Origin of the sequence: Streptomyces sp. NPDC052773 (assembly GCF_044547145.1) — a bacterium.
GTDB lineage: Bacteria > Actinomycetota > Actinomycetes > Streptomycetales > Streptomycetaceae > Streptomyces.
In genome coordinates this window covers 19967-42075 of sequence record NZ_JBITZX010000020.1, presented here as the reverse complement: position 1 = coordinate 42075, position 22109 = coordinate 19967, and the positions used below count along the sequence as shown (strand labels likewise).

22 protein-coding genes are annotated in these 22109 nt (G+C 73.3%); 9 read left to right on the top strand and 13 right to left on the bottom strand.

Annotation, left to right across the window (positions count from 1 at the left end; translation table 11 throughout):
- Positions 1 to 10: 10 nt before the first annotated feature.
- Positions 11 to 787 carry a lysophospholipid acyltransferase family protein gene (locus ACIG0D_RS32130; RefSeq protein ID WP_399808050.1) on the bottom strand — a complete coding sequence of 259 codons (777 nt, stop codon included), beginning with the start codon at positions 785 to 787 and terminating at the stop codon, positions 11 to 13.
- Positions 788 to 974: 187 nt separating this feature from the next.
- Here ACIG0D_RS32130 and ACIG0D_RS32125 point away from each other — a divergent pair, with 187 nt between their 5' ends.
- Both ACIG0D_RS32125 and ACIG0D_RS32120 read left to right on the top strand, forming a co-directional pair.
- On the top strand, positions 975 to 1760 hold the full coding sequence (locus ACIG0D_RS32125; RefSeq protein WP_399808048.1) for an alpha/beta hydrolase: 786 nt from the start codon (positions 975 to 977) through the stop codon (positions 1758 to 1760).
- Positions 1753 to 2406 carry a hypothetical protein gene (locus ACIG0D_RS32120; protein ID WP_399808045.1) on the top strand — a complete coding sequence of 218 codons (654 nt, stop codon included), beginning with the start codon at positions 1753 to 1755 and terminating at the stop codon, positions 2404 to 2406. The genes ACIG0D_RS32125 and ACIG0D_RS32120 overlap by 8 nt, the downstream gene beginning before the upstream one ends.
- A gap of 3 nt (positions 2407 to 2409) precedes the next feature.
- On the opposite strand, the gene ACIG0D_RS32115 is transcribed toward ACIG0D_RS32120, so the two are convergent.
- The 6 genes from ACIG0D_RS32115 to ACIG0D_RS32090 all read right to left on the bottom strand — a co-directional run bounded on the left by ACIG0D_RS32115 (position 2410) and on the right by ACIG0D_RS32090 (position 8030).
- Positions 2410 to 3168, bottom strand: coding sequence for an endonuclease/exonuclease/phosphatase family protein (locus tag ACIG0D_RS32115; protein WP_399808038.1), 759 nt, complete (start codon positions 3166 to 3168; stop codon positions 2410 to 2412).
- 108 nt (positions 3169 to 3276) lie between these two features.
- Positions 3277 to 4230: an ROK family glucokinase gene (locus ACIG0D_RS32110; protein WP_365764136.1), complete on the bottom strand. Its 954-nt coding sequence runs from the start codon at positions 4228 to 4230 to the stop codon at positions 3277 to 3279.
- A 54-nt stretch (positions 4231 to 4284) separates the two neighbouring features.
- Positions 4285 to 4854, bottom strand: coding sequence for a DUF5304 domain-containing protein (locus ACIG0D_RS32105; protein WP_399808034.1), 570 nt, complete (start codon positions 4852 to 4854; stop codon positions 4285 to 4287).
- A 524-nt stretch (positions 4855 to 5378) separates the two neighbouring features.
- Positions 5379 to 6554, bottom strand: a complete 1176-nt coding sequence (locus ACIG0D_RS32100; protein ID WP_399808032.1) for an ArsA family ATPase — start codon at positions 6552 to 6554, stop codon at positions 5379 to 5381.
- A gap of 136 nt (positions 6555 to 6690) precedes the next feature.
- Positions 6691 to 7134, bottom strand: a complete 444-nt coding sequence (locus ACIG0D_RS32095) for an SRPBCC family protein (protein WP_399808030.1) — start codon at positions 7132 to 7134, stop codon at positions 6691 to 6693.
- Positions 7135 to 7274: 140 nt separating this feature from the next.
- Positions 7275 to 8030: a metallophosphoesterase gene (locus tag ACIG0D_RS32090; RefSeq protein WP_399808209.1), complete on the bottom strand. Its 756-nt coding sequence runs from the start codon at positions 8028 to 8030 to the stop codon at positions 7275 to 7277.
- Positions 8031 to 8395: 365 nt separating this feature from the next.
- Between ACIG0D_RS32090 and ACIG0D_RS32085 the strand changes: the two genes are divergently transcribed.
- Positions 8396 to 10192, top strand: coding sequence for an AMP-dependent synthetase/ligase (locus ACIG0D_RS32085; RefSeq protein WP_399808026.1), 1797 nt, complete (start codon positions 8396 to 8398; stop codon positions 10190 to 10192).
- Between the two features lie 117 nt (positions 10193 to 10309).
- On the opposite strand, the gene ACIG0D_RS32080 is transcribed toward ACIG0D_RS32085, so the two are convergent.
- Positions 10310 to 11452, bottom strand: coding sequence for a glycosyltransferase family 4 protein (locus ACIG0D_RS32080; RefSeq protein WP_399808024.1), 1143 nt, complete (start codon positions 11450 to 11452; stop codon positions 10310 to 10312).
- Positions 11453 to 11584: 132 nt separating this feature from the next.
- Here ACIG0D_RS32080 and ACIG0D_RS32075 point away from each other — a divergent pair, with 132 nt between their 5' ends.
- Positions 11585 to 12823, top strand: coding sequence for a glycosyltransferase 87 family protein (locus tag ACIG0D_RS32075; RefSeq protein WP_399808022.1), 1239 nt, complete (start codon positions 11585 to 11587; stop codon positions 12821 to 12823).
- Positions 12824 to 12935: 112 nt separating this feature from the next.
- On the opposite strand, the gene ACIG0D_RS32070 is transcribed toward ACIG0D_RS32075, so the two are convergent.
- The 5 genes from ACIG0D_RS32070 to ACIG0D_RS32050 form a co-directional block, all read right to left on the bottom strand.
- Positions 12936 to 14126: a hypothetical protein gene (locus ACIG0D_RS32070; protein ID WP_399808018.1), complete on the bottom strand. Its 1191-nt coding sequence runs from the start codon at positions 14124 to 14126 to the stop codon at positions 12936 to 12938.
- A 29-nt stretch (positions 14127 to 14155) separates the two neighbouring features.
- Positions 14156 to 15172: an NlpC/P60 family protein gene (locus ACIG0D_RS32065; RefSeq protein ID WP_399808015.1), complete on the bottom strand. Its 1017-nt coding sequence runs from the start codon at positions 15170 to 15172 to the stop codon at positions 14156 to 14158.
- 235 nt (positions 15173 to 15407) lie between these two features.
- On the bottom strand, positions 15408 to 16448 hold the full coding sequence (locus ACIG0D_RS32060; protein WP_399808205.1) for an NlpC/P60 family protein: 1041 nt from the start codon (positions 16446 to 16448) through the stop codon (positions 15408 to 15410).
- Positions 16449 to 16658: 210 nt separating this feature from the next.
- Entirely contained in the window at positions 16659 to 18002 is a 1344-nt protein-coding gene (locus ACIG0D_RS32055; protein WP_399808013.1) for an NYN domain-containing protein, read from the bottom strand.
- A 65-nt stretch (positions 18003 to 18067) separates the two neighbouring features.
- A complete protein-coding gene (locus ACIG0D_RS32050; protein WP_009309707.1) occupies positions 18068 to 18307 on the bottom strand; it encodes a hypothetical protein in 240 nt (79 codons plus the stop codon).
- A gap of 175 nt (positions 18308 to 18482) precedes the next feature.
- Between ACIG0D_RS32050 and ACIG0D_RS32045 the strand changes: the two genes are divergently transcribed.
- The 5 genes from ACIG0D_RS32045 to ACIG0D_RS32025 all read left to right on the top strand — a co-directional run bounded on the left by ACIG0D_RS32045 (position 18483) and on the right by ACIG0D_RS32025 (position 22034).
- Positions 18483 to 19199 (top strand): rhomboid family intramembrane serine protease, encoded by a 717-nt coding sequence (locus tag ACIG0D_RS32045; RefSeq protein ID WP_399808203.1) that lies wholly within the window; start codon positions 18483 to 18485, stop codon positions 19197 to 19199.
- Positions 19196 to 19477, top strand: coding sequence for an Lrp/AsnC family transcriptional regulator (locus ACIG0D_RS32040; protein ID WP_165998991.1), 282 nt, complete (start codon positions 19196 to 19198; stop codon positions 19475 to 19477). Before ACIG0D_RS32045 ends, ACIG0D_RS32040 begins: the two co-directional genes overlap by 4 nt.
- A 157-nt stretch (positions 19478 to 19634) precedes the next feature.
- Entirely contained in the window at positions 19635 to 19946 is a 312-nt protein-coding gene (locus ACIG0D_RS32035; RefSeq protein WP_399808010.1) for a small secreted hydrophilic protein, read from the top strand.
- The gene (locus ACIG0D_RS32030) at positions 19888 to 21372 is read left to right on the top strand and encodes an ATP-binding protein (protein ID WP_399808007.1); all 1485 of its coding nucleotides are present in this window, start codon (positions 19888 to 19890) and stop codon (positions 21370 to 21372) included. The genes ACIG0D_RS32035 and ACIG0D_RS32030 overlap by 59 nt, the downstream gene beginning before the upstream one ends.
- Positions 21369 to 22034 (top strand): response regulator transcription factor, encoded by a 666-nt coding sequence (locus ACIG0D_RS32025; RefSeq protein ID WP_399808005.1) that lies wholly within the window; start codon positions 21369 to 21371, stop codon positions 22032 to 22034. The genes ACIG0D_RS32030 and ACIG0D_RS32025 overlap by 4 nt, the downstream gene beginning before the upstream one ends.
- Positions 22035 to 22109: the final 75 nt, after the last annotated feature.

Sequence of the window (22109 nt, the reverse complement as noted above, 5' to 3'; positions counted from 1 at the left end):
GGCCGGACCGTCACCGGTCCGTCTGCTCCCGGTGCGTCCTCTCCTTCTCGGCCTGGTCCTTCTCGGCCTGCGCGAGCGCGGCCTTGGCGGCCTTCGCCGCCTCCTTCTCGGCCTTCGCCGCCTCCGCGATCTGCCGCTTGGCGGCGGTCGCGTACATGTCGACGTACTCCTGGCCGGAGAGCTTCATGATCTCGTACATGACCTCGTCGGTCACCGCGCGGAGCACGAACCGGTCGTGTTCCATGCCCTGGTAGCGGCTGAAGTCCAGGGGCTTGCCGATGCGGATGCCGGGCCGCATGACCTTGGGCATCACCTTGCCGGGCGGCTGGATCTTCTCCGTGTCGATCATGGCGACCGGGATGACGGGCGCGCCGGTGGCGAGCGCCACGCGCGCGAGGCCGCCCGGCTTGCCCCGGTAGAGCCGCCCGTCGGGCGAGCGGGTGCCCTCCGGGTAGATACCGAACAGCTCGCCCCGCTCGATCACCTCGATGCCGCTCCTGACGGCCGCCTCACCCGCGCCGCGCGCGCCGGAGCGGTCCACGGGGAGCTGGCCGACGCCCTTGAAGAACGCGGCGGTCAGCCGTCCCTTGACGCCGGGCGTGGTGAAGTACTCGGCCTTCGCGATGAAGGTGACCTTCCGGTCGAGCACCGCGGGCAGGAAGAAGGAGTCCGAGAAGGAGAGGTGATTGCTCGCAAGAATCGCCGGGCCCTCGGCGGGAACGTTCTCGAGGCCCTCCACCCAGGGCCTGAAGACGAGCTTCAGCGACCCTCCGATGGTGACCTTCATCGCGCCGTACAACAACCGAGTGCCTCCTGTGTCTGTCGAACAGACCTTAACCCGACGGGCCGGGCCCGGTACGCCCCGAGGGCCCGGCGGCCCTGGTCGGTGTCAGTGCCGTCGCGTACGGTGAAGCACACCTGGACTCGTTTCACGCCCTTTACCTGAGACCCTTGAGATGAACAGGAGACCGAAGGTGCCGGTCCTTCCTGGAGCCGAGCCGTACCGCCACGAGGGCGGAGAGGTCGGCGTCCTGCTCTGCCACGGCTTCACCGGTTCCCCGCAGTCGCTGCGCCCCTGGGCGGAGTTCCTCGCCGCCCGCGGCCTGACCGTCACCCTGCCGCTGCTCCCCGGGCACGGCACCCGCTGGGAGGACATGCAGCTCACCGGCTGGCAGGACTGGTACGCCGAGGTGGACCGCGAGCTGCGCGCCCTGCGCGAGCGCTGCGCCACCGTGTTCGTGGCCGGGCTGTCCATGGGCGGCGCCCTCGCGCTCCGGCTCGCCGCCCGGCACGGCGACGCGATCAGCGGCGTGGTGGTCGTCAACCCGGCGAACAAGGTCCACGGCCTGTCCGCGTACGCCCTCCCGGTCGCCCGCCACCTGGTCCGCACCACCCGCGGTATCGCCAGCGACATCGCGAAGCCGGGCAGCGTGGAGATCGGCTACGACCGGGTGCCGCTGCACGCGGCGCACTCCCTGCGGAACTTCTTCCGGGTCGTCGACCGCGAGCTGCCCCGGGTCACCCAGCCGCTTCTGCTGCTGCACAGCCCGCAGGACCATGTGGTGCCGCCCGCCGACTCGGCCCGCATCCTCAGCCGGGTCTCCTCCACGGACGTCACCGAGCTGCTGCTGGAACAGAGCTACCACGTGGCGACGTTGGACCACGACGCGGACCGGATCTTCGAGGAAAGCCTGGCGTTCATCGGCCGGCTCGCACCCAGTGTCGGCGCCGGCAAGGAAGGGACGGCCACAGGTGGCTGAGCACGACTCGGAGCGCGAGGACCGCGAACGCCGGGAGGACCCCGAGCGCGCGGGGGCACGGGACGGCGGCGCGGGCCGCCCGGACGGGGAGTCCGCGGAGCAGTCGGTCCCGTTCGACGAGGAGGCGGCCTGGGCCGCGATCGTCGCCGGGTACGGCGAGGAGCCGCCGGACCCGCCGGGCGCCAAGCCGTTCAAGTCGGTGGAGGACCTGGCGCTGCTGGAGGTCGAGCCGAACGACGGCGGGGACGAGGCGCCGAAGAAGGAGACCCCGAAGAAGGAGGCGCCGCAGCCGCTGGGCAGCTCCGTCTCCTTCGCCCCCGGCATCGGCGGCGGCCCCCGCGACTACACGGTGCCGGAGCCGGACGAGGAGAACCTCGACGGCGGGGACGAGGGCGACGAGGGCCACTTCGTCCCGCCGGAGCCGCCCCCGCTGCCCACCGCCGACGCGACCACGAAGTTCGCCTGGCTCGCGGTGATCGGCGGCCCGGTGCTGCTTCTGCTCGCCGTCCTGTTCGGCTGGGACATGACCTGGTGGCTGACCACCCTCGGCATCGGCGGCTTCCTCGGCGGCTTCGCCACGCTGGTCATGCGGATGCGCACGGACGACGAGGACGACGACGACCCGGGCCGCGGCGCGGTCGTGTGACCGTCAGCCCGCCGGCACTCTGAGGGCGGCCAGGACCGGAAGGTGGTCCGTGGCCGCCCTCAGGTCGTCCTCCGAGACGCCGGGGTGGCCGAGGGGCACCCCGCAGCCCAGCACCTCGACGCCCTTGGTCGCGAAGATGGCGTCGATGCGCTGGTGCGGCGCGGCGGGGGTCGAGGTGAACTCGCCGCCCCAGGGCGCGGTGGCCCAGCAGTCCTGCAGTTCGGCGGCGAGCCGCCGGAAGGTCCGGCCGTCGGGGCGCTCGTTGACGTCACCGCCCACGACGGCGTGCTCCACACCCAGCCCCGCGAGCCGGTCGAGCACCATGCCGCCCTGCTGGTAGCGCTCGTCCTGGCTCAGGCTGAGATGGCAGCTCACCACCCCCAGCCGGGCGCCCCCGAACCGTACGACGGCGGTCGCGAGCCCGCGCCGGTGCAGACCGGGGGTGAGCGGCAGCAGGACGTCCTCGGTGCGCTCGACGGTGGTCCGCAGGGAGCACAGCAGGGCCGGCCCGGCGGCCGTCCCGCCACCGGAGAGGATCACGAGATCGGCGGCCCGGGCCAGCCGGGCCAGCTTCTTGCGCCAGCGGAAGAACCGGGGCGCCTCCTGCACCAGGACCAGATCCGGGGCGCAGGCGGAGATCACCCGGGCGAGCGCGTCGGTGTCGTCCCGCATCGACCGGATGTTGTAGCCGAGGACGCGGACGACGGCGGAACCGTCGGGTTCGGTACGGGAGTTCGGCAGCAGCGGAGTCGGATTCGCCATGCGGACGAAGTTACGCCCAGGACCCCCGCCAAGGGGCGCGGGGAACTGCGCGACGAGCCACGAGTCACCCGCGGCCGACATCGCGCAGAACCCCTGCGGCGAGACCACTCACATGATCGGGTCGGGCTCCCGCGCCAGGTCGGCAGCGCCCACGAGCCCCGCCTTGTTCCCGAGCTGCGCGGCGATCACCTCGGCCACCGGCCGCCAGTTGCCGCCCACCAGCCACCGCTTGTACGACTTGCGGATCGGGTCGAGCACCAGCTCGCCCTCGTCCGACAGACCGCCGCCGACGATGAACGCGGACGGGTCGAACAGCGACGCCAGGTCGGCGAGGCCGGCGCCGGCCCAGCGGGCCAGCTCGCGGTAGGAGTCGACGGCGACCGGGTCGCCCTGCCGGGCGGCCATGGAGATGTGCTTGCCCTCGATGCCGTCGGGGGTGCCGTCGCCGAGCGAGAGCAGCACCTCGGCGCGCTCCGGGGTGGCGTTGGCGCGCTGCTTGGCGTAGCGGACGAGGGCGCGGCCGGAGGCGTACTGCTCCCAGCAGCCCTGCGAGCCGCAGCCGCACAGCAGGCCGTCCGGCACCATGCGGATGTGGCCGAACTCGGCGGCCACGCCGAAGTGGCCGCGGCGCAGCTTGTTGCCGATGATGATGCCGCCGCCGAGACCGGTGCCGAGCGTGATGCAGATGACGTTGCGGTGGCCCTTGCCCGCGCCGAACTTGTACTCGCCCCAGGCGGCCGCGTTGGCGTCGTTCTCCACGACGACCGGGAGGCCCACGCGGGCCTCGACCTTCTCCTTCAGCGGCTCGTTGCGCCAGTCGATGTTCGGCGCGAAGTAGACCGTCGAGCGCTGGCGGTTGACGTAGCCGGCGGCGCCGATGCCCACGCCGACGATGTCATGGCCGGCGCGCGCACCCTCCACCGCCGAGGCGATCGCGTCCACGATGCCCTCGGGCGTGCCCGGGGTCGGCACCTTGTGGGTCGAGAGGATGTTGCCTTCCTCGTCGACCACGCCGGCCGCGATCTTCGTGCCGCCGATGTCGACGCCGATGGTGAGTCCCATGAATCCCTCAGTTTCGGTCGAGCCCCGCTACGGCCAACCGTACCCGAGCCCGGTTCAGTCGAGGTCGATGCGTTGCCCTGGACCGGTGCCCTCGCCGGGGTCGCGGCGGTGGTCCGAGGGCCCGTCCGGCCCGTCCGGCTCCGCCGCCCCGGGAGTCCCGGGAGTCCCGGAGGTCCCCGCGGCTCCGGGGGTCCGCGGAGCCCTCGGCATGCCGCCGGTCCAGCGGCTCTCCTGGGCCTGGACGGCGGAGCGGTAGGCGGCGAGGAGTTCCTGGCCGGCCGCGGCCAGGTGGTCGAAGACGTCCGGGTTGCGTTCGATGACCGGCTCGACGGCCGCCTTGGCCTGCTCGACGACCTGCTGCACCACCTGCTGGGCGGCGGGCCCGGCGACCGCCCCGAGCGGCGACTGGAGTCCGGCCAGCTTGTCCAGGGCGGTGTCGACGAACTTGCGCAGCTCCTCGGCGGCGGAGCCGGGCGGCGGCGTCTGCCGGCCGCGGCGGCGGGCCTTCTCCGCCTCCAGGTCCTCGGCGCAGGCGGTCGCCCAGGCGTCGGGGTCGCCCGGCGAGCGGTGGTCGTCGGGCGCCTGTTCCCGAGCCGCGTCGTGGCTGGGGCGCTCTTCGCTCATGGCGGACTCCTGACTACGTTTCGTCCTTACGACGTTACCCGAACGGGCGTAGCGCCCGGCACCGCTTCCCGCCCCGCCGCGTCGCCGGTTCGCGCGCATCACCGGCCCGCCGCACCCCCTGTCCCGTGCCTCGTCGGCCCGCCGCACCGCGGTCCCGTGCCTCGTCGGCCCACCGCACGCCCGGCCCTGCGCCTCACCGGCCGGCCACATCACCGATCCGACGCCTCACCTGCCTGTCGCATCACCGGTCCCGCACCTCACCGCCCCGTCGGCCACAGCCCCCGGGTCCGGAGCGGACCGGATGCGCAGCTCGCCGACGCGCAGGCCCGCGCCCTCGACGGTGCGGCGGCGCAACGCGCAGGGAAACGGGCGTAACGCCTGGCGCCCCTTCGCCGGCCCACCGCACCCCCGGACAGCGCATCACCGGCCCGCCGCGTCCCGCACCTCCACCGGCCCGCCGCACCCCCGGAACACCGCTCCACCGGCCGCCGTACCCCGGAACACCGCTCCACCGGTCCCCCGCCTCACCGCCCCGCCGGCCACAGCCCGGGGTCCGGGGCGAAGCGGATGCGCAGCTCGTCGTCGCGCAGGCCGGCGCCCTCGACGGTGCAGCGGCGGAGGGCGGAGGGGAGGGGGACGATGCGGCGGAACGGGCCGACGGTGAGGACGAGTTCGTCGCCGCGCCGGATGAGGTCGAGGTCGTCGCGGGTGGCGCCGGGCAGGGGGATGTGCCAGACGAGGACGCCGTCCTCCGCGAGGCGGTCGGTGACGGGCCAGTCCACCGTGGACGGCTCGGTGACGGCGCCGGGCACGGTCAGCGCGGCGAGGTCGTCGGCGCCGCGCGGGTCGCGGCCGAGGTGCGCGACGGGCGTCACGTCGTGGGCGTCCTGCCACTCCTCCAGGATCTTGCGCTGCTGGGCGACGAGCCCGGCGAGCCAGCTGCCCGGCTGCGCCTCCGCCTCGGGGAGCACCCGGGTGGCGACCAGGGCGTCCGGGCGCCGCCCGCGCAGGGCGAGGCCGAGGACGGCGGCGCGTACGGCGTCGGCGGCGGCCGGGGTGGGCTCGGCGACCAGCCGGACGTGGGTGTGGCGGTCGGCGAGGACGGCCTCGACGGCGGCCAGGTCGGTGTCCCAGCGGGCGGCCGTCTCGTACAGCCACTCCGCGGGCATGGGGACACCGGCGAGCCGGCCGAGGACGGGGCGCAGGGCGCGGGCCGCCTGGCGCTCCGGGGGCAGCAGGCGGCGCAGGTAGCGGCGCAGTTCCTCGGGGAGGGAGAGGAGGGCGAGGGCCTGGTCGGCGGGCGGGAGGTCGACGACGACCAGGTCGTGGGCCTCGGAGAGGACCGCGTCGCGCAGGGCGCGCAGCACGGTGAGTTCCGCGGCGCCGGGCAGCGGGGTGACCTCCTCCGCGTCGAGGCGGGCGGCGCCGAGGAGGTCGAGGGCGCCGGACGCGCGGTCCTGGAGGGCGGTGAGGTCGGCGCGGAAGGCCGTGGCGACGTCGGGGCGCCAGGCGGTGAGGTGGTCGCCGAGCCGGGTGGGGGCCGGGCCGGTGGGGGTGCCCAGGGCGGCGCCGAGGGTGTCGGTGCGGTCGGTGCCGAGGACGAGGGTGCGGGTGCCCTCGCGGGCGGCTTGGAGCGCGGTGGCGGCGGCGGTGGTGGTGCGGCCTGAGCCGCCGGGGCCTGTGATCAGGATGGTGCGCATGAGGGTGAACGCTACCGGGGGCTCGCCGGGGCCCCGGTTCGTTCGTCAGCCGTCCCCGCCCAGGGGCGCGGGGCGCGCGCGACCGGCCGCGCGCGCCCCGTACCCGGCGTACCGCGGAGACCCCCGACCGCTTGGCCTACTTCGCCGCCGACTCCACCCGCTTCTTCAGCCCCGCCAGCGCCCGGTCGATGATGACCTTCTCCGCCTTGCGCTTGATCATGCCGAGCATCGGGATCTTGACGTCGACGGTGAGCTGGTAGGTGACCTCGGTGGTCCCGGCGGCGGTGGGCTTCAGCAGGTAGGAGCCGTCGAGGGACCGCAGCATCTGGGACTTGACGAGGGTCCAGGACACCTCGTGGTCACCGGTCCAGGTGTAGGCGAGCGTCTGGTCGTCCTTGATCGCGCCCGCGTCCATGACCAGCCGGACCTGCTCGGCGCGGCCCCGCTCGTCGGTCTTGAGGACCTCCGCCTCCTTCACCTCGCCGGTCCAGTCCGGGTAGCGGGCGAAGTCGGCGATGACCGCCATGACGTCGGCCGGTGCCGCCTCGATCGTGGTGCTCGAGCTGGTGTGTTCCGCCATCGCCGTGGCTCCTCCAGATGCGGGCCGGTAGTGAAGAGGTGTGCGCACGTGGGTGCAGCGTGAAGGCTACCGCGCGGTGACCAGGCCGATGTCACCCGTGTCCGCCTCGCGCCCGGGCCCCGCGCCCCGCACCGCGGCGGTCACCACTCCAGCGCCCACGGCCGCCCGGTGCTCGCGAAGTGCCCCACGTTCACGCACTCCGTCGCCCCGATCCGCATCCGCCGCACCAGCGGCTGGTGGACGTGGCCGAACAGGGCGTAGCGCGGCCGGGTGCGGCGTATCGCCTCCAGCAGCGCCCTGCTGCCGCGTTCGAAGCGGCGGGCGACGGTGTCGTAGACCAGCTCCGGGACCTCCGGCGGGATGTGGGTGCACAGCACGTCCACCTCACCGACCGCCTCGATCTTCGCCGCGTATTCCTCGTCGCTGATCTCGAACGGCGTCCGCATGGGCGTGCGCAGGCCGCCGCCGACGAAGCCGAAGACGCGGCCGCCGATCTCGATCCGTTCGCCGTCGAGGACGGTGGTGCCGGGGCCGGTGTACTCCTTCCACAGGCGCGGCATGTCGACGTTGCCGTAGGTGGCGTACGTCGGCGTGGGGAAGGCGGCGAACAGCTCGGCGTACTGCGCCCGCACGGCCTGTTCGACGACCTCCGCCCGGTCTCCGTCGATGCCCGCCCACAGCCGGGTGCCCAGTTCGCGGGCCTCGTCGAAGCGGCGGGCGGTGCGCAGGGCGATCAGCCGGCGGGCGTTCTCGGCGCCGAACAGGTCGGGGAAGATGCCGCGCCCGGGGTCGGCGTAGTCCAGGAAGAGGATCAGGTCGCCGAGGCAGATCAGTGCGTCCGCCCCCTCGCCGGCCCGGGCCAGGTCCGTCGCGTTGCCGTGCACGTCGCTCACGATGTGGACGCGATGGGTGCGGGGCCTGCGGTTTCCGACCGGTGTGGGTGACATGGCGATCAAGCGTAGGCGTGTGCGGCAAACGTGAACAGTAGCGGCCGGACCTGCGCTTACTCGCCAGTCGGGAAGGGCGTGGACTACTGTGCGCGGTGCAGCAGCAATCCGTGTGACGCAGCGAACATCTCGCCGGGACCCCCTGTCGTAGACGCCATACCGGCGGGTAACGTCCGGGCAGTCCAGTCGTGCTCAGGAATTCAACAAGCCGGCCGCCCGGCTTCCGCTGGACCCTGGGCACCTGCCCGAGCCTTGGACCGCACCGTCGCATCACACAACGTCGTGGCGCCGGCGCCCTATGAGGAGCAGCAGTCTTGCGCGAGTTCAGCCTTCCGGCTTTGTACGAGGTCCCCTCGGACGGCAACCTGACCGACATCGTCCGCAGAAACGCCGCGCAGCACCCCGAGGTCGCCGTCATCGCCCGCAAGGTGAACGGGGCCTGGCAGGACGTGACCGCGACGGCCTTCCTGGCCGAGGTCCACGCCGCCGCCAAGGGCCTCATCGCGGCCGGTGTGCAGCCGGGCGACCGGGTGGGCCTGATGTCCCGCACCCGCTACGAGTGGACGCTGCTCGACTTCGCCATCTGGAGCGCGGGCGCCGTCACCGTTCCGGTGTACGAGACCAGCTCGCCGGAGCAGGTGCAGTGGATCCTCAGCGACTCCGGCGCCACCGCCTGCATCGTCGAACTCCCGGGCCACGCCGCTGCCGTGGAGTCGGTGCGCGAGTCGCTGCCCGCCCTCAAGCACGTCTGGCAGATCGAGGCCGGCGGTGTGGAGGAGCTGGGGCGGCTCGGACAGGACGTCAGCGACGAGACGGTCGACGAGCGCAGCTCGTTCGCCAAGGCCGACGACCCGGCGACCATCGTCTACACCTCCGGCACCACCGGCCGCCCCAAGGGCTGTGTCCTCACCCACCGCAGCTTCTTCGCCGAGTGCGGCAACGTCGTGGAGCGCCTGCGGCCACTGTTCCGCACCGGCGAGTGCTCGGTCCTGCTCTTCCTGCCGCTCGCGCACGTCTTCGGCCGGCTGGTTCAGGTCGCCCCGATGATGGCGCCGATCAAGCTGGGCTGCGTCCCGGACATCAAGAACCTCACCGACGAGCTGGCCACGTTCCGCCCGACGCTGATCCTGGGCGTGCCGCGCGTCTTCGAGAAGGTCTACAACTCCGCCCGGGCCAAGGCGCAGGCGGACGGCAAGGGCAAGATCTTCGACAAGGCCGCCGACACGGCCATCGCCTACAGCAAGGCGCTGGACACCCCGTCCGGCCCGTCGCTCGGCCTGAAGCTGAAGCACTTCGTCTTCGACAAGCTGGTGTACGCCAAGCTGCGCGCGGTGCTCGGCGGGCGCGGCGAGTACGCCATCTCCGGCGGCGCCCCGCTCGGCGAGCGTCTCGGCCACTTCTTCCGCGGCATCGGCTTCACCGTGCTGGAGGGCTACGGCCTGACCGAGTCCTGCGCGGCCACCGCCTTCAACCCGTGGGACCGGCAGAAGATCGGCACGGTCGGCCAGCCGCTGCCGGGCTCCGTGGTGCGGATCGCGGACGACGGCGAGGTGCTGCTGCACGGCGAGCACCTGTTCAAGGAGTACTGGAACAACCCGGGCGCCACCGAGGAGGCCCTGGAGGACGGCTGGTTCCACACCGGCGACCTCGGCACCCTCGACGAGGACGGCTATCTGAAGATCACCGGCCGGAAGAAGGAGATCCTCGTCACCGCGGGCGGCAAGAACGTCGCCCCGGCCGTGATCGAGGACCGGATCCGGGCGCACGCGCTGGTCGCGGAGTGCATGGTGGTGGGCGACGGGCGGCCGTTCGTGGGCGCGCTCATCACCATCGACGAGGAGTTCCTGGGCCGCTGGGCGGCCGAGCACGGCAAGCCGGCCGGGTCCACGGCGGCGTCGCTGCGCGAGGACGCGGATCTGCTGGCCGCGATCCAGGCGGCGGTGGACGACGGCAACGCGGCGGTGTCCAAGGCGGAGTCGGTGCGGAAGTTCCGGATTCTGCCGTCTCAGTTCACCGAGGACTCGGGGCACTTGACGCCGTCGCTGAAGCTGAAGCGGAACGTGGTGGCGAAGGACTTCGCCGAGGAGATCGAGGCGATCTACGCGAAGTAGGGCGCCTGAGGACGTGCCCCGTACTCGCCGTTGGCGGGTGCGGGGCCGTTGTGGTTTCTCGCGCCCACGCGGCGGAGCCGCACATCGATACAGCCCCGCGCCCCTCAGGGGGTTGCTCTACAGCAGGGTTTTCAAGTTCTCCGCCAGAAGGTCCCAGCGCCACTTCTCCTCGACCCACTGCCGGCCGCGCTCGCCCATCCTGCGGCGCAGCTCCGCGTCGCCGAGGAGGGTGGTGATGCGGTCGGCGGCCTCCGCCGGGTCGCCGCCGCGTACCACCCAGCCGGTCTCGCCGTCGAGCACGGCGTCGGGCGCGCCGCCGGAGTCGCCGGCGACGACGGGCAGCCCGGTCGCGGAGGCCTCCAGGTAGACGATGCCGAGGCCCTCGACGTCGAGGCCGCCGCGCCGGGTGCGGCAGGGCATCGCGAAGACGTCCCCGGCGCCGTAGTGCGCGGGCAGCTCCGACCACGGGACGGCGCCGGTGAAGCGGACGGACGCGGCGACGCCGGTCTCGTGGGCGAGGCGGCGCAGGTCCTTCTCGTAGGGGCCGCCGCCGACGATCAGCAGCACCGTGTCCGGCTCCTTGGCGAGGATGCGCGGCATGGCCTGGATGAGGGTGTCCTGGCCCTTGCGCCGCACCAGCCGGGAGACGCAGACGACGACCGGCCGGTCGGTGAGGCCGAGCCGGGCCCGGACCTCGGCGCCGCCCGACTCCGGGTGGAAGGTCTTCTCGTCGACGCCGGGCGGAAGCTGCACCATGCGGGCGGCGGCCTCGGGCGTGAGCGCCGAGGCGATCCGCGAGCGGGTGTACTCGCCGAGGTAGGTCAGGGTGTCCGTGCCGTCGCCGATGCGGCGCAGCAGCTGCCGGGCGGCGGGCAGCTGGGCCCAGCCGGCCTCGTGCCCGTGGGTGGTGGCCACCAGGCGCTCGGCGCCGGCCCGGCGCAGCGCGGGCGCCATCAGCCCGAGCGGCGCGGCGGCGCCGAACCACACCGACGTACAGCCGTGCTCACGCAGCAGCCCGACGGCCCGCCGAGTGGCGGCGGGGGTCGGCAGCAGCATGGTCGTGCTGTCGCGGACGACGGTGAAGGGCTGTTCCGCGTCGAACGCGGCCGTCGCCTCCCTGCCCTCCCGGCCGCGCTTCCAGGTGGAGGCGTAGACGACCAGCCGGCCGGGTTCGAGGCGGAGGGCCATGTTGTGCAGGAACGCCTGGATGCCGCCGGGGCGGGGCGGGAAGTCGTTCGTCACGATGAGGGTCTTGCGCATCGCCGCCGACCCTACCCAACGTAGACTCACTGGTCGGCACGGCCGCGCTGCTTGGCTCGCGCACAGGCGGCCGGGACATCATGGCCCCGACAGGATCCGGGACGGGCAGCGGACGGAAGCGGGGGCTTCAGGGTGGACAGGACACACGGCCGGCGGCACCTCGCGGGGCTGCTGGGGACATGGGCCCTGACCCGTCTGCTCCTGCTGCTCTTCGTCTTCAAGGTGTACGTCTTCCCGGGTCCGGACGTCACCAGCGACATCTCGGTGATCTACCAGGGCTGGTACGAGGTCCTGCGCGGTGGAACGTTCCCTCTGGACGACGTCACCTGGCAGTACCCGCCGGCCGCCGCGCTCGCCGTCCTCTCCCCCGCGCTGCTGCCGTTCCTCGACTATGCGCACGCCTTCTTCGTCCTGGCCTTCCTCGCCGACCTCGTCACGCTCGCGCTGCTGCGGTACGCGGGCGGGCGGCCGGGCCGGTCCCCGCGCGGGGCCTGGGTGTGGGTCGTGGGGGTGCCGCTGCTGGGGCCGACCGTCTACGCCCGCTACGACGTGATGGTCACCGCCGTCGCGGTGGCCGCGGTGCTCGCGGGCGCCCGGCATCCGCGGCTGATGGGCGCGCTGACCGCGTTCGGCGCGCTGCTGAAGGTGTGGCCGGTGCTGCTGCTGGTCGCCGCCCGCCGGCGGGCCGCCTGGGCGTCGGCGGCGGTCACGGCGGGCCTCGTCGCCGCGCTGTTCGCGCTCGCCATGCCCGGCGCCTTCGCCTTCCTGACCTTCCAGCGCGACCGCGGCACCGAGGTGGAGTCGCTGGGCGCGCTGGTCTTCCACGTGGCCCGGCACTTCGGCTGGGACGGGCAGGTGCTGCTGAACTACGGCTCGGTGGAGTTCCTCGGCCCGTACGTCGACGTGGTCAGCACGGCCGCGCTCGCGCTGACCGGCGCCGCGTTCGCCTGGCTGCTGCTGTGGCGGCTGGTGGCGGTGCGGTTCGAGGAGCACACCCTCGCCGACGCGGCGTTCGTGGCGGTGCTGCTGTTCACCACCACCAGCCGGGTGATCAGCCCGCAGTACCTGGTGTGGCTGGTCGGACTCGGCGCGGTCTGCCTGTGCTTCCGGGCGAGCCGGATGCGGCTGCCGGTCTGCCTGGTCCTCGCGGCGTCGTTCGTGACGGTGCTGGAGTTCCCGGTCTGGTTCTCGCACGTCGTGGCGAGCGACGGCCTCGGCATCACCCTGCTCGTCGTGCGCAACGGCCTGCTGACCGCCGCCACCGTGATCGCGGCCCGCGCGCTGTGGCGGGCCACGGTGTCCCGCCCGGCCGAGCAGCCGCCGCTGCCCGCCCAGGCCACCCGCGCCAAGGAGCCCACGGTCTCCTCCTGACGCGCCGGGGCGGCCTCGGGTCTCCTCCTGACGCGCCGGGGCGGCCTCGGGTCTCCTCCTGACGCGCCGGGGCGGCCTCGTCCCCGACGGCGGCCCCGGCTGCCGGACCCGCTCAGCCGCCCAGCTGCTCCCGCAGATACTCCCGCCACAGCCCGGTGAACGCCTCCGGCGTGGTCCCCAGCACCTCGGCCATCGCCCCCTCGACCGCGCCCTGACGCTTTCCGTGCGCGCCGACGGCCCGGTAGAACGCGCCGAGACGTGCCTCGCCCCAGCGGTCCGCGATCAGCCGGCACGCCATCCAGCCGCCCTCGTAGGCCTGCGCCAGCGCCGCCGCGTCGCCGGTGAAGGCGAAGTCCCGGTCGGTGGGCAGCCGCGCCGGCAGCCGCCCCTCGGTCACCGCGCGGGCCAGTTCGGGCGCGGCCTGGGCCGGGAGCCGCCCGGTGCCGCGGTAGCCGACCCAGTCCGCGTAGCCCTCGGAGAGCCACAGCGGGGTGGCGGCGTTGGTGTGGGCGCGGGTGGCGACGTGGGTGGCCTCGTGGGTGAGCACGACCTGCCGGCCGACGGGGCCGAGGACGCCGTACGCGTCCGGGTTGACGATGATCCGGTCGGCGGGGGCGTTCTCCGCGCCGGTCTCCGCGGTGGTGACCGCGGCGATGCCCCGGTAGGCGGAGGCGGGCGAGCCGAGCAGCGCGGCCATGTCCTCCAGCGACTCGGGGACGAGCACGACGACCCGGCGGCGCCAGCCGGTGCCCCACGCGTCGGAGACGGCGGGGACGGCGCGGTCCGCGAGGGCGGCGAACGCCCGCAGCTCGTCCCGGGACCGGCCGACGCCGAGGACCAGGCTGTCCGCGCCGCGCACCACGGTCACCGCGCCCTGGTCCCACAGCTGGTGGGCGGACTTGCGCGCGGGCCGGTCGGAGACGACCCGCCACCGTCCGTCGGCGTCCCGGGTCAGGGCGAGGGTGCGGCCCGCGGTGACGGGGGCCGCGTCGTGCCCGGCGATCCGGTAGCGCAAATCGGCGCCGGCGGTGGCCGTGCCGCCGGTGCGGTCGAAGGACGTCACGCGGTACGCCCAGGCCGCGAGCGGCAGCGCGCGCAGCCGGTCGAATCCGGCGGTGGTGCCCGTCGTGCCGTAGGCCGTCACGTCGCGGTCGAGGACGGCGGCGGCCCGCCGGTCGAGCAGCCGCTGCACCTCGGTCCGCGCGCTGTCCGCCGCGGGCCCGCCCCCGCATCCGACCAGGGCCACGAGCAGCAGACACAGCGTCACCGCCCAGGGACTCCGCGCCCGCCTTCGACCAGCCATCTTCCGAGGGTACGGGCACCCGGGCCGGTTCAGACCCGGGTGACCGCCGAGATCGGCATCATCCCGACCGGGTCGTAGCGCACCGGCGCGCCCGGGTACGGCGCGTGGATGACCTGGCCGTTGCCCACGTACATGCCGACATGGCTGGCGTCGGAGCGGTAGGTGACCAGGTCCCCGGGCCGGGCCTGGGAGAGCGGGACCTGCCGGCCGGCCGCCCGCTGCGCCTGCGAGGTGCGCGGCAGCGCGACCCCGGCCTGCGCGTACGACCACTGCATCAGGCCGGAGCAGTCGAAGCTGCCGGGCCCGGCGGCGCCCCACACGTACGGCTTGCCGAGCGCGGAGCGGGCGGCGGCGACCGCGACGGCGGCGCGGCCGGAGGCGGGGACGGCGCCGGTGAGGCCGGGCATGTCGTCGCGGCCGGAGCGGGAGGCCCGGTCGTAGGCGGCGCGTTCCTCGTCGGGCAGGGAGTTGAGCAGGGCCCGGGCCTTGGCGAGCTTGCGCTCCACGGCGCGTTTGTGCGAGGCGACGGCCTTGCGGCTCTTCTCCAGTTCGGCGAGGGTCTCGGCGGCCTCCGCGCGCTGCTGGCCGAGGGCGCGCAGCGCGCTCTGGAGGTCCTTGAGCCGGCCGGCCTGCCGGACGCTGATCCGGTCGAGGACGGCGGCCTTGTCGAGGTAGTCCTCCGGGTCCTCGGAGAACAGCAGGGCGAGCGACGGGTCGACGCCTCCGGAGCGGTACTGGGCGCCGGCCAGCGAGCCCAGCGCCTCCCGCATGGTGTTGACGCGCTCCTGCTGCCGGGCGATCCGGTCCTGGGCGCGGCCGACCTCGGCGCGCAGCTCGTCGGCGCGTTCGTCGGCCTCGTTGTAGGCCTCGGTGGCCTTCTCGGCCTCCGCGTAGAGACGGTCGACCTCGGCGCGGGTGTCGTCGTGCGGCGCGGCGACGGCCGGGACGGCGCCGAGCGCGGCCACCGCGGCCGAGAGAAGAGAGGCCGCGACGGTGGCGCCGCGGTCGAGACCGGACGACGGTGCCTGGCGGCGATGGGACCCCACGAGAAGCCGCGCTCCTTCCACTGGCGGACAGGAAAACCCCCCACGCCAGGAAAGATCGGCGTGAGGGAAACGCGGCAGACAGTAGCGCCGTGACACGGTGACGGCCAAAGACCTCCGCGGCCACACACAGTGACGCCCCGCCGCTGACGCAGGTCATCGGCGGGGCGCGAGGTCAGAACCCGTCCCGGTGATTCGCCCGTTCGGGGGGGCGTGGTGTCCCGGCTCCGGGACGAGGTCAGACGCGGACACCCCACATGAAGGGGCCGCCCATCGTGCTGAACGACTCGTAGCGGACGACCGTGCCGGTGCGCGGGGCGTGGATGACCTGCCCGTTGCCCGCGTAGAGACCGACGTGGTGCAGGTCGTTGAAGAAGAAGACGAGGTCGCCGACCTGGAGATCGCTCTGCGAGTAGATGCGGGTGCCGATGTTGGCCTGCGCCTCGGAGGTGCGCGGGATGGAGACGCCGGCCTGGGCGTAGGCCCAGGAGGTCAGGCCCGAGCAGTCGAAGGAGGACGGGCCGGTGGCGCCGTAGACGTACGGCGAGCCGAGCTTGGTCTGGGCGGCGGCGTAGGCCGCGCCGGCCCGGCCCGAGGCCGAGGCGGCGGGGTTGGTGAGGGCCTGGCGGCCGCTGTCGCGGCTGGCCCGCTCCTCCTGCTCCTGCAGGGCCGCCTTCTCCGCGGCGGTGAGGGTGTTGAGGAGCTTCTGCGCCTCGGCGAGCTTGGCCTGGACTTCCTTCTTCTTCTCGCCCAGTTCGGTGCGGGTGGAGGAGAGGTCCTTCAGCTTCTCGGAGGCCTCGGCGCGCTGCTGGGCGAGTTCGCGCTGCTTCTCCTGGATCTCCTTCAGCGCCTCGACCTGCTGGGCGCTCAACTGGTCGAGCGTGGAGGCCTTGTCGAGGTAGTCGTCCGGGTCGGCGGAGAGCAGCAGCTGGAGCGAGGGGTCGATGCCGCCGGAGCGGTACTGGGCGCTGGCCATGGAGCCCAGGCCCTCGCGCAGCTCGTTGACCTCTTCCTGGCCACGGGCGACGTTGTCCTGGATGGTGGAGATCTCCTTCTGGAGCTTCTCCTGCTTCTCCTTGGCACCGTTGTACTTCTCGGTGGCCTGCTCGGCCTGCTCGTAGAGCTTGTCGACCTTCGCCTTCACCTCGTCCTTGCTCGGCTTCTCGGTCGGTGCCGCGTTGGCGGCCTGGGAGCCGAGGGCGACGGCAGCGGCGGCTGCGGTGGTCAGCACGGTCACACGGGCGCGACTGGGCTGCTTGGGTCGACGGTGGGACGCCACGGAGGTGAACTCCTTCTTCTGAGTGATCACCCGCTCGGAGGTACGAGGCCAGACCCTAGTGACCTTCTTGTGATCAGTTCAAATTCTCAGAATAAAAATCTCGTCACACCCTGCATTCTTTACCCACAACTCACATGCAGTGAGTCAAGGTTGACGCTACGTTGCGTGACGGATCCGCCAATTCGGGCATTACGGCTGTCCGTTGGGCCTTCAGGACAGTCGCTTGAGAAGTACCGCGGATGCCACCGGTCGGGCACCGGCGCGGGCCACCCCGTCGGCGACCTCGCGGTCGGTGGAGGCGACGATGACCGGGCGGCCCGGCGGCTCGGCGCGCACCAGCTGCCGGATCAGCTCGTCGGCGGTGACGCCGGGCTTGGAGAACAGCACCCGCACGCCGCGCGGCGGCGCGAGCAGCACCGGCGCGGCCAGCTCGGCCCCGTCGAAGACACAGGTGACCTCGGCGCCGGTCTGCGCGGCGAGCTGGGAGAGCTGGCCGAGCAGCCTGAGGCGCTGCTTCTCCAGCGGCATCTGGGGATAGCCGGTCTTGGTGACGTTGTAGCCGTCGACGACCAGATGCGCCTGCGGCAGCGCCAGCAACTGGTCGAGGATCGCGGGGTCGTTCTCGGACAGCGCCCGCGCGGCGATGTCCTTCGGGGTCATCCGCCCCGGTTCGACGGCGTCCACGGTCTCGGCCGGGCGCACGGACACGGGGGGCAGGGCGAGTTCGCGGCGCAGCCCCTGGGTGGCGTCGAGCAGGGTGTCCAGCAGCAGCCGGACCCGCATGTCCTCGACGCTGCGGCCCTCGCGGGCGGCCCGGCGGGTGGCCTCCAGGGCGGACTCCGCCTCCCCGAGGCGCGCCTTGAGCCGCCGTACCTCGCTCTCGGCGGCGGACACCTGGGCGTGACCCTCGGCGCGGACGGACTCGATCTCGCCGTGCATCTTGCGCAGCGCCGCCTCGCCGCGCTTGACGTCGCTGAGGGCGGCGCGCAGTTTGCGGTGAAGCGATTCCGCTTCCTTGCGGGCGCCGTCCAGCTCGGCGCGCAGCCGCTCGGTCTCGGCGCGGGTGTGTTCGCGGGCGGCGGCGAGTTCGGCGCGCAGCCGCTCCAGTTCGGCCCGGCTCTCCTCGTCGGCGCGTTCGGCGTCGGCGCGCAGCGCCTCCTCGCCGGCGGCGGTGACCAGCTTGACCCAGCCGGTGGGGCGCAGGACGTAGGCCGCGGCCGCCACGTCCAGCGGGTCCGCGGCCGGGGGCGGCGCGCCGGCGTCGAGGGCGCCGGCGAGTTCGGGCTGGGCCTCGCGGAACTTCTCGCCGATGCGCTGCCGGAACAGCGGGTCGGTCTCCAGCGCCGCGGCCATCGCGTTGCCCGCGAACTTGGCGCGGCGGTTCGGGGCGAACCGGGCGTACTGCCGCAGCTGTGCGGGCAGTTCCGCCACGGTCAGCCCGCCGAAGCCGTCCGAGACGATCTGCACGACCCGGCGGCGCACTCCCTCGGGCAGCGGACGGTCGAGCACCTCAGCGGCGCCGTCGCCCGGCCCCCCGCCGTGTGTCTCCGCCATCCGTCACACCCCAATGCCTCTACGGGATCCCCCGGCAGGGATCACGCCTGCGGGGCCGTCTCCCCTCAGGAGTCGGCACCCGGCCTGTCCACGAGTTCCACCTGGTCCACGGCGTTGCACCAGCGGCAGCGCACGGACTCGATGGTCTCACTGACCACCTCGCGCTCCTCCACCTTCGGCTCTCCGGCCAGATCCAGGTGGACGTACTCGACGACCTTCGACGAGCGCGTCACGTCGAAGCGGGTGAGGTTGCCGCAGAGGGTGCAGCGCCACCGCGTCGTGGCGGTCGGCAGGGGAACCGTCATCGTGACTGTTCGCTTTCCTTCTAGTGTCCGTGACACGCCGGACTTCCCGCGGCGTGTGGCTCGTAACCCTACGGCCTGCCGGGTGCCGGGCGCCCGTCCGTCCACGGCGGCGAGGCGGTCTGTGCGGTTGCGTCCGGTTACGTCATGCTCTGTGTTCGTGATCAGCAAGTGGAGCATGCCGAGGTGGCCGGGCCCGCGCCGGCCGTCGGCGCCGGTGACGTACGTCCTGATGGCCCTGTGCTGTGGGATCTTCCTGCTCGGTCCCGCCTCGGGTCTCAATCCGGTGTACGGCACCGGCGACGAGCTGCTGGCCGCGCAGCGCGCCTACTTCCGGCACTGGGGCGTGGTCCCCGCAGAACTGTTCGAAGGGTCCCCCCGGGCGGCATGGACCCCCGCCACCGCGCTGTTCGTGCACGGCACCTGGGTGCACCTGCTCGGCAACATGCTCTTCCTCTACGTCTTCGGGGTCATGACCGAGGAGCGGATGGGCCGGGTGCAGTTCACCCTCTTCTACCTCGGCTGCGGCTATCTCGCCCTGCTCGGCTACGCGTGCGCCAACTCCGACTCCGCGCAGTCACTGGTCGGGGCCTCCGGGGCGATCTCGGCGGTGCTCGGCGCGTTCCTCTTCCTCTTCCCCCGGGCCCGGGTGACCAGCCTCCTGCCGTTCCTGCTCTTCCTGCCGCTGCGCTTCCCCGCCTGGCTCGTACTGCCCTTCTGGGCGGCCCTGCAGTGGCTGGCGGCGGGCCAGGCCTCGCAGGGGCCGGGCGTGGCCTATCTGGCCCATCTGGTGGGCTTCGCGCTGGGCCTGCTCTTCGCGTGGGCCCGGTTCGGCCCTGCGACTAGAGTGAGGGCCGCCCCAGCTCCGGCACCCGAGGGAGAGAACCAGCCGTGATCACCGCGATCGTCCTGATCAAGACCAGCGTGGACCGGATCCCCGAGATCGCGGAGTCGATCGCCGCGCTGGACAACGTCAGCGAGGTCTTCTCCGTGACCGGCACCTACGACCTGATCGCCATGGTCCGGGTCAAGGAGCACGAGGACCTGGCCGAGGTCATCCCCGGCCGCATCAGCAAGATCCCCGGCGTGGAGGCGACGGACACCCACGTCGCGTTCCGCACGTACTCCCAGCACGACCTGGAGGCGGCGTTCGCGATCGGCCTGGACAACTGAGCAACGGCAGGGGACGCGCCCCGAAGGGGCGCGGGGAACTGCGCGACCGGCCACGGACGCCCCGCACCCGCCCTGTCGCGGGACCCCCTGCGGCGAGATGAAGGCTTCTTCATCTCCGGCTCATCCTCGGCGCGCCGCCGGGGGACAGGATGGCCGCATGGTCTTCACGCGCAGGATCGCGGCCCTCGCCGCCGTCGTGGTGATCCCCCTCGGGATCGCCGCGACGAGTTTCGCCCTCACGGACAGTCCCGAGTCGCCGAAGGTCCCGGCGAAAGTGGAGCTGGAGAGCGGCTCGCCCACCCCCTCGCCCTCCCGGACCGCGCCGAGCGCGACACCGACGCCGACGCCCGTGCCCACGCCGAGCGACCAGGTCGTCTCCCGGCCCCCGGTCACCGATGCCCCCGGCAGTGATGACGATGACGACGACCGCGGCACCGGAGACGACGACGGCCCCGGCGACGACGGCTGACCCGCCGCGCCGGCGGACGGTGTCCGCCCGCGTCCGCATCCTGCTGTGGCTGCTGCTGGTCATGGCCGTCGCGCTCGCCTCCGTGGCCACCACCACCCGCTCGATCCTGCTGCGCGACACCGACCAGCGGATCAACAACCTGCTCGCGCAGGAGGCCGTCGAGTTCGCCCACTTCGAGGAGGCGGGCGTCGACCCGGAGACCGGCCGCCCGTTCACCGACCCGGCCCGGCTGCTGCGGGTGTTCCTGGAGCGGCAGTACGCCGACCTGGACGAGGAGCTGATCGGCCTGGTCGGCCACCCGGGCGGCCGGCCCGCGCAGATCATCCAGCAGCGGGAGATCCCCGTCGCCGTCCCCCTGCACCGGGACGAGGACGCCCGCCGCCGGATCTTCGCCTCCCCCGGATCCAGCGGCACCCTGCACCGGCCGTCCGGCGACATCCGCTGGGCGAAGGTCGCCGTCGCCCGGTACGGCGGAGAGCCGGAGGCCGCCTTCGTGGTCGCCTTCCACCCGGGCCGCGAGCAGGCCCGCGCGGACGAGGTGTTCCGGGTGCTGCTCGCCATCTCGGGGGTCGCCCTGCTGATGACGATCGGCATCGCCTGGGTGGTCGCGGGCCGGATCCTGAAGCCGGTCCGGCTGGTGCGCACCGCCGCCGCGCAGCTCACCGAGCAGGACCTGACGCGCCGTATCCCGGTGGCCGGGCGGGACGACGTGGCCGCGCTCGCGGAGACGTTCAACGCGATGCTGGACCGGCTGGAGCGGGCCTTCGCCGTCCAGCGGCAGTTCGTCGACGACGCGGGCCATGAGCTGCGCACCCCCATCACCATCGTGCGCGGCCATCTGGAGCTGATGGGCGACGACCCGGCCGAGCGGGAGGAGACGGTACGCCTCGTCACCGACGAGCTGGACCGGATGAGCCGGATCGTCGAGGACCTGCTGCTGCTCGCCAAGGCCGAACGCCCCGACTTCGTCACACCCGAACCCGTCCAGCTCGCCGAACTCACCGCCGACGTCTACGTCAAGGCCCGCACCCTCGGCGAGCGCGACTGGCGGCTCGCCGAAGTCGCCGACCGGGAGGCCCGGTTGGACCCGCAGCGGATCACCCAGGCGATGGTGCAGCTCGCGCAGAACGCGGTGCAGCACACCACGACCGGGCAGACCATCCGCATCGGCTCCCGCGCCGACGGCGAGCGGATCGAGCTGTACGTCGCCGACTCCGGGCCCGGCGTGCGGCCCGAGGACACCGAGCTGATCTTCGAACGGTTCCGGCGCGGCACCACCCGGCGCGGGGCGCGCGGCTCGGGCGCCGGTCTCGGCCTGTCGATCGTGAAGGCGATCGCGGAGGGCCACGGCGGCCGGGTCCGGCTGCACCCCACCGAGGGCGGCGGCGCCACCTTCGTACTCACCCTGGGAGAGACCCGACCGTGAACCGCATCCTCATCGTGGAGGACGAGGAGCGCATCGCCTCCTTCGTCGAGAAGGGCCTGCGCGCCAACGGCTTCACCACCACCGTCGTCGGCGACGGCGACACCGCCTACGACTACGCCCTCACCGGCGGCTTCGACCTGGTCGTGCTGGACATCGGCCTGCCCGGCCGGGACGGCTTCACCGTGCTGCGCGAGCTGCGCGAGGCCCGGGTGACGGTCCCGGTGATCGTGCTCACCGCGCGGGACTCCGTCCGCGACACGGTGGCCGGCCTGGAGGGCGGCGCGGACGACTGGATGACCAAGCCGTTCCGCTTCGAGGAACTCCTCGCGCGGGTGCGGCTGCGGCTGCGTACGGCGGCCCGGGCGCCGGAGGTGACCGTGCTGAAGTCGGGCCCGCTCAGCCTGGACCTGCGCACCCGCCGCGCCCGCTCCGGGGAGCGCACGGTGGACCTGACGGCCCGTGAGTTCGTGCTGCTGGAGCTGTTCCTGCGCCACCCCGGCCAGGTGCTCTCCCGCGAGCAGATCCTCTCCCACGTGTGGGGCTACGACTTCGACCCCGGCTCCAACATCGTGGACGTGTACGTGCGGGCGCTGCGCAAGAAGCTCGGCGCGGAGCGCGTGGAGACGGTCCGCGGGATGGGGTACCGGCTGCCCGCCGCGTGAGACGCCCCCCGGGAGCGGCGTGAAGTCTCCTTCATCCACGGCTCATCGACGGCTCACCGCCCGCCGGGACCCTCG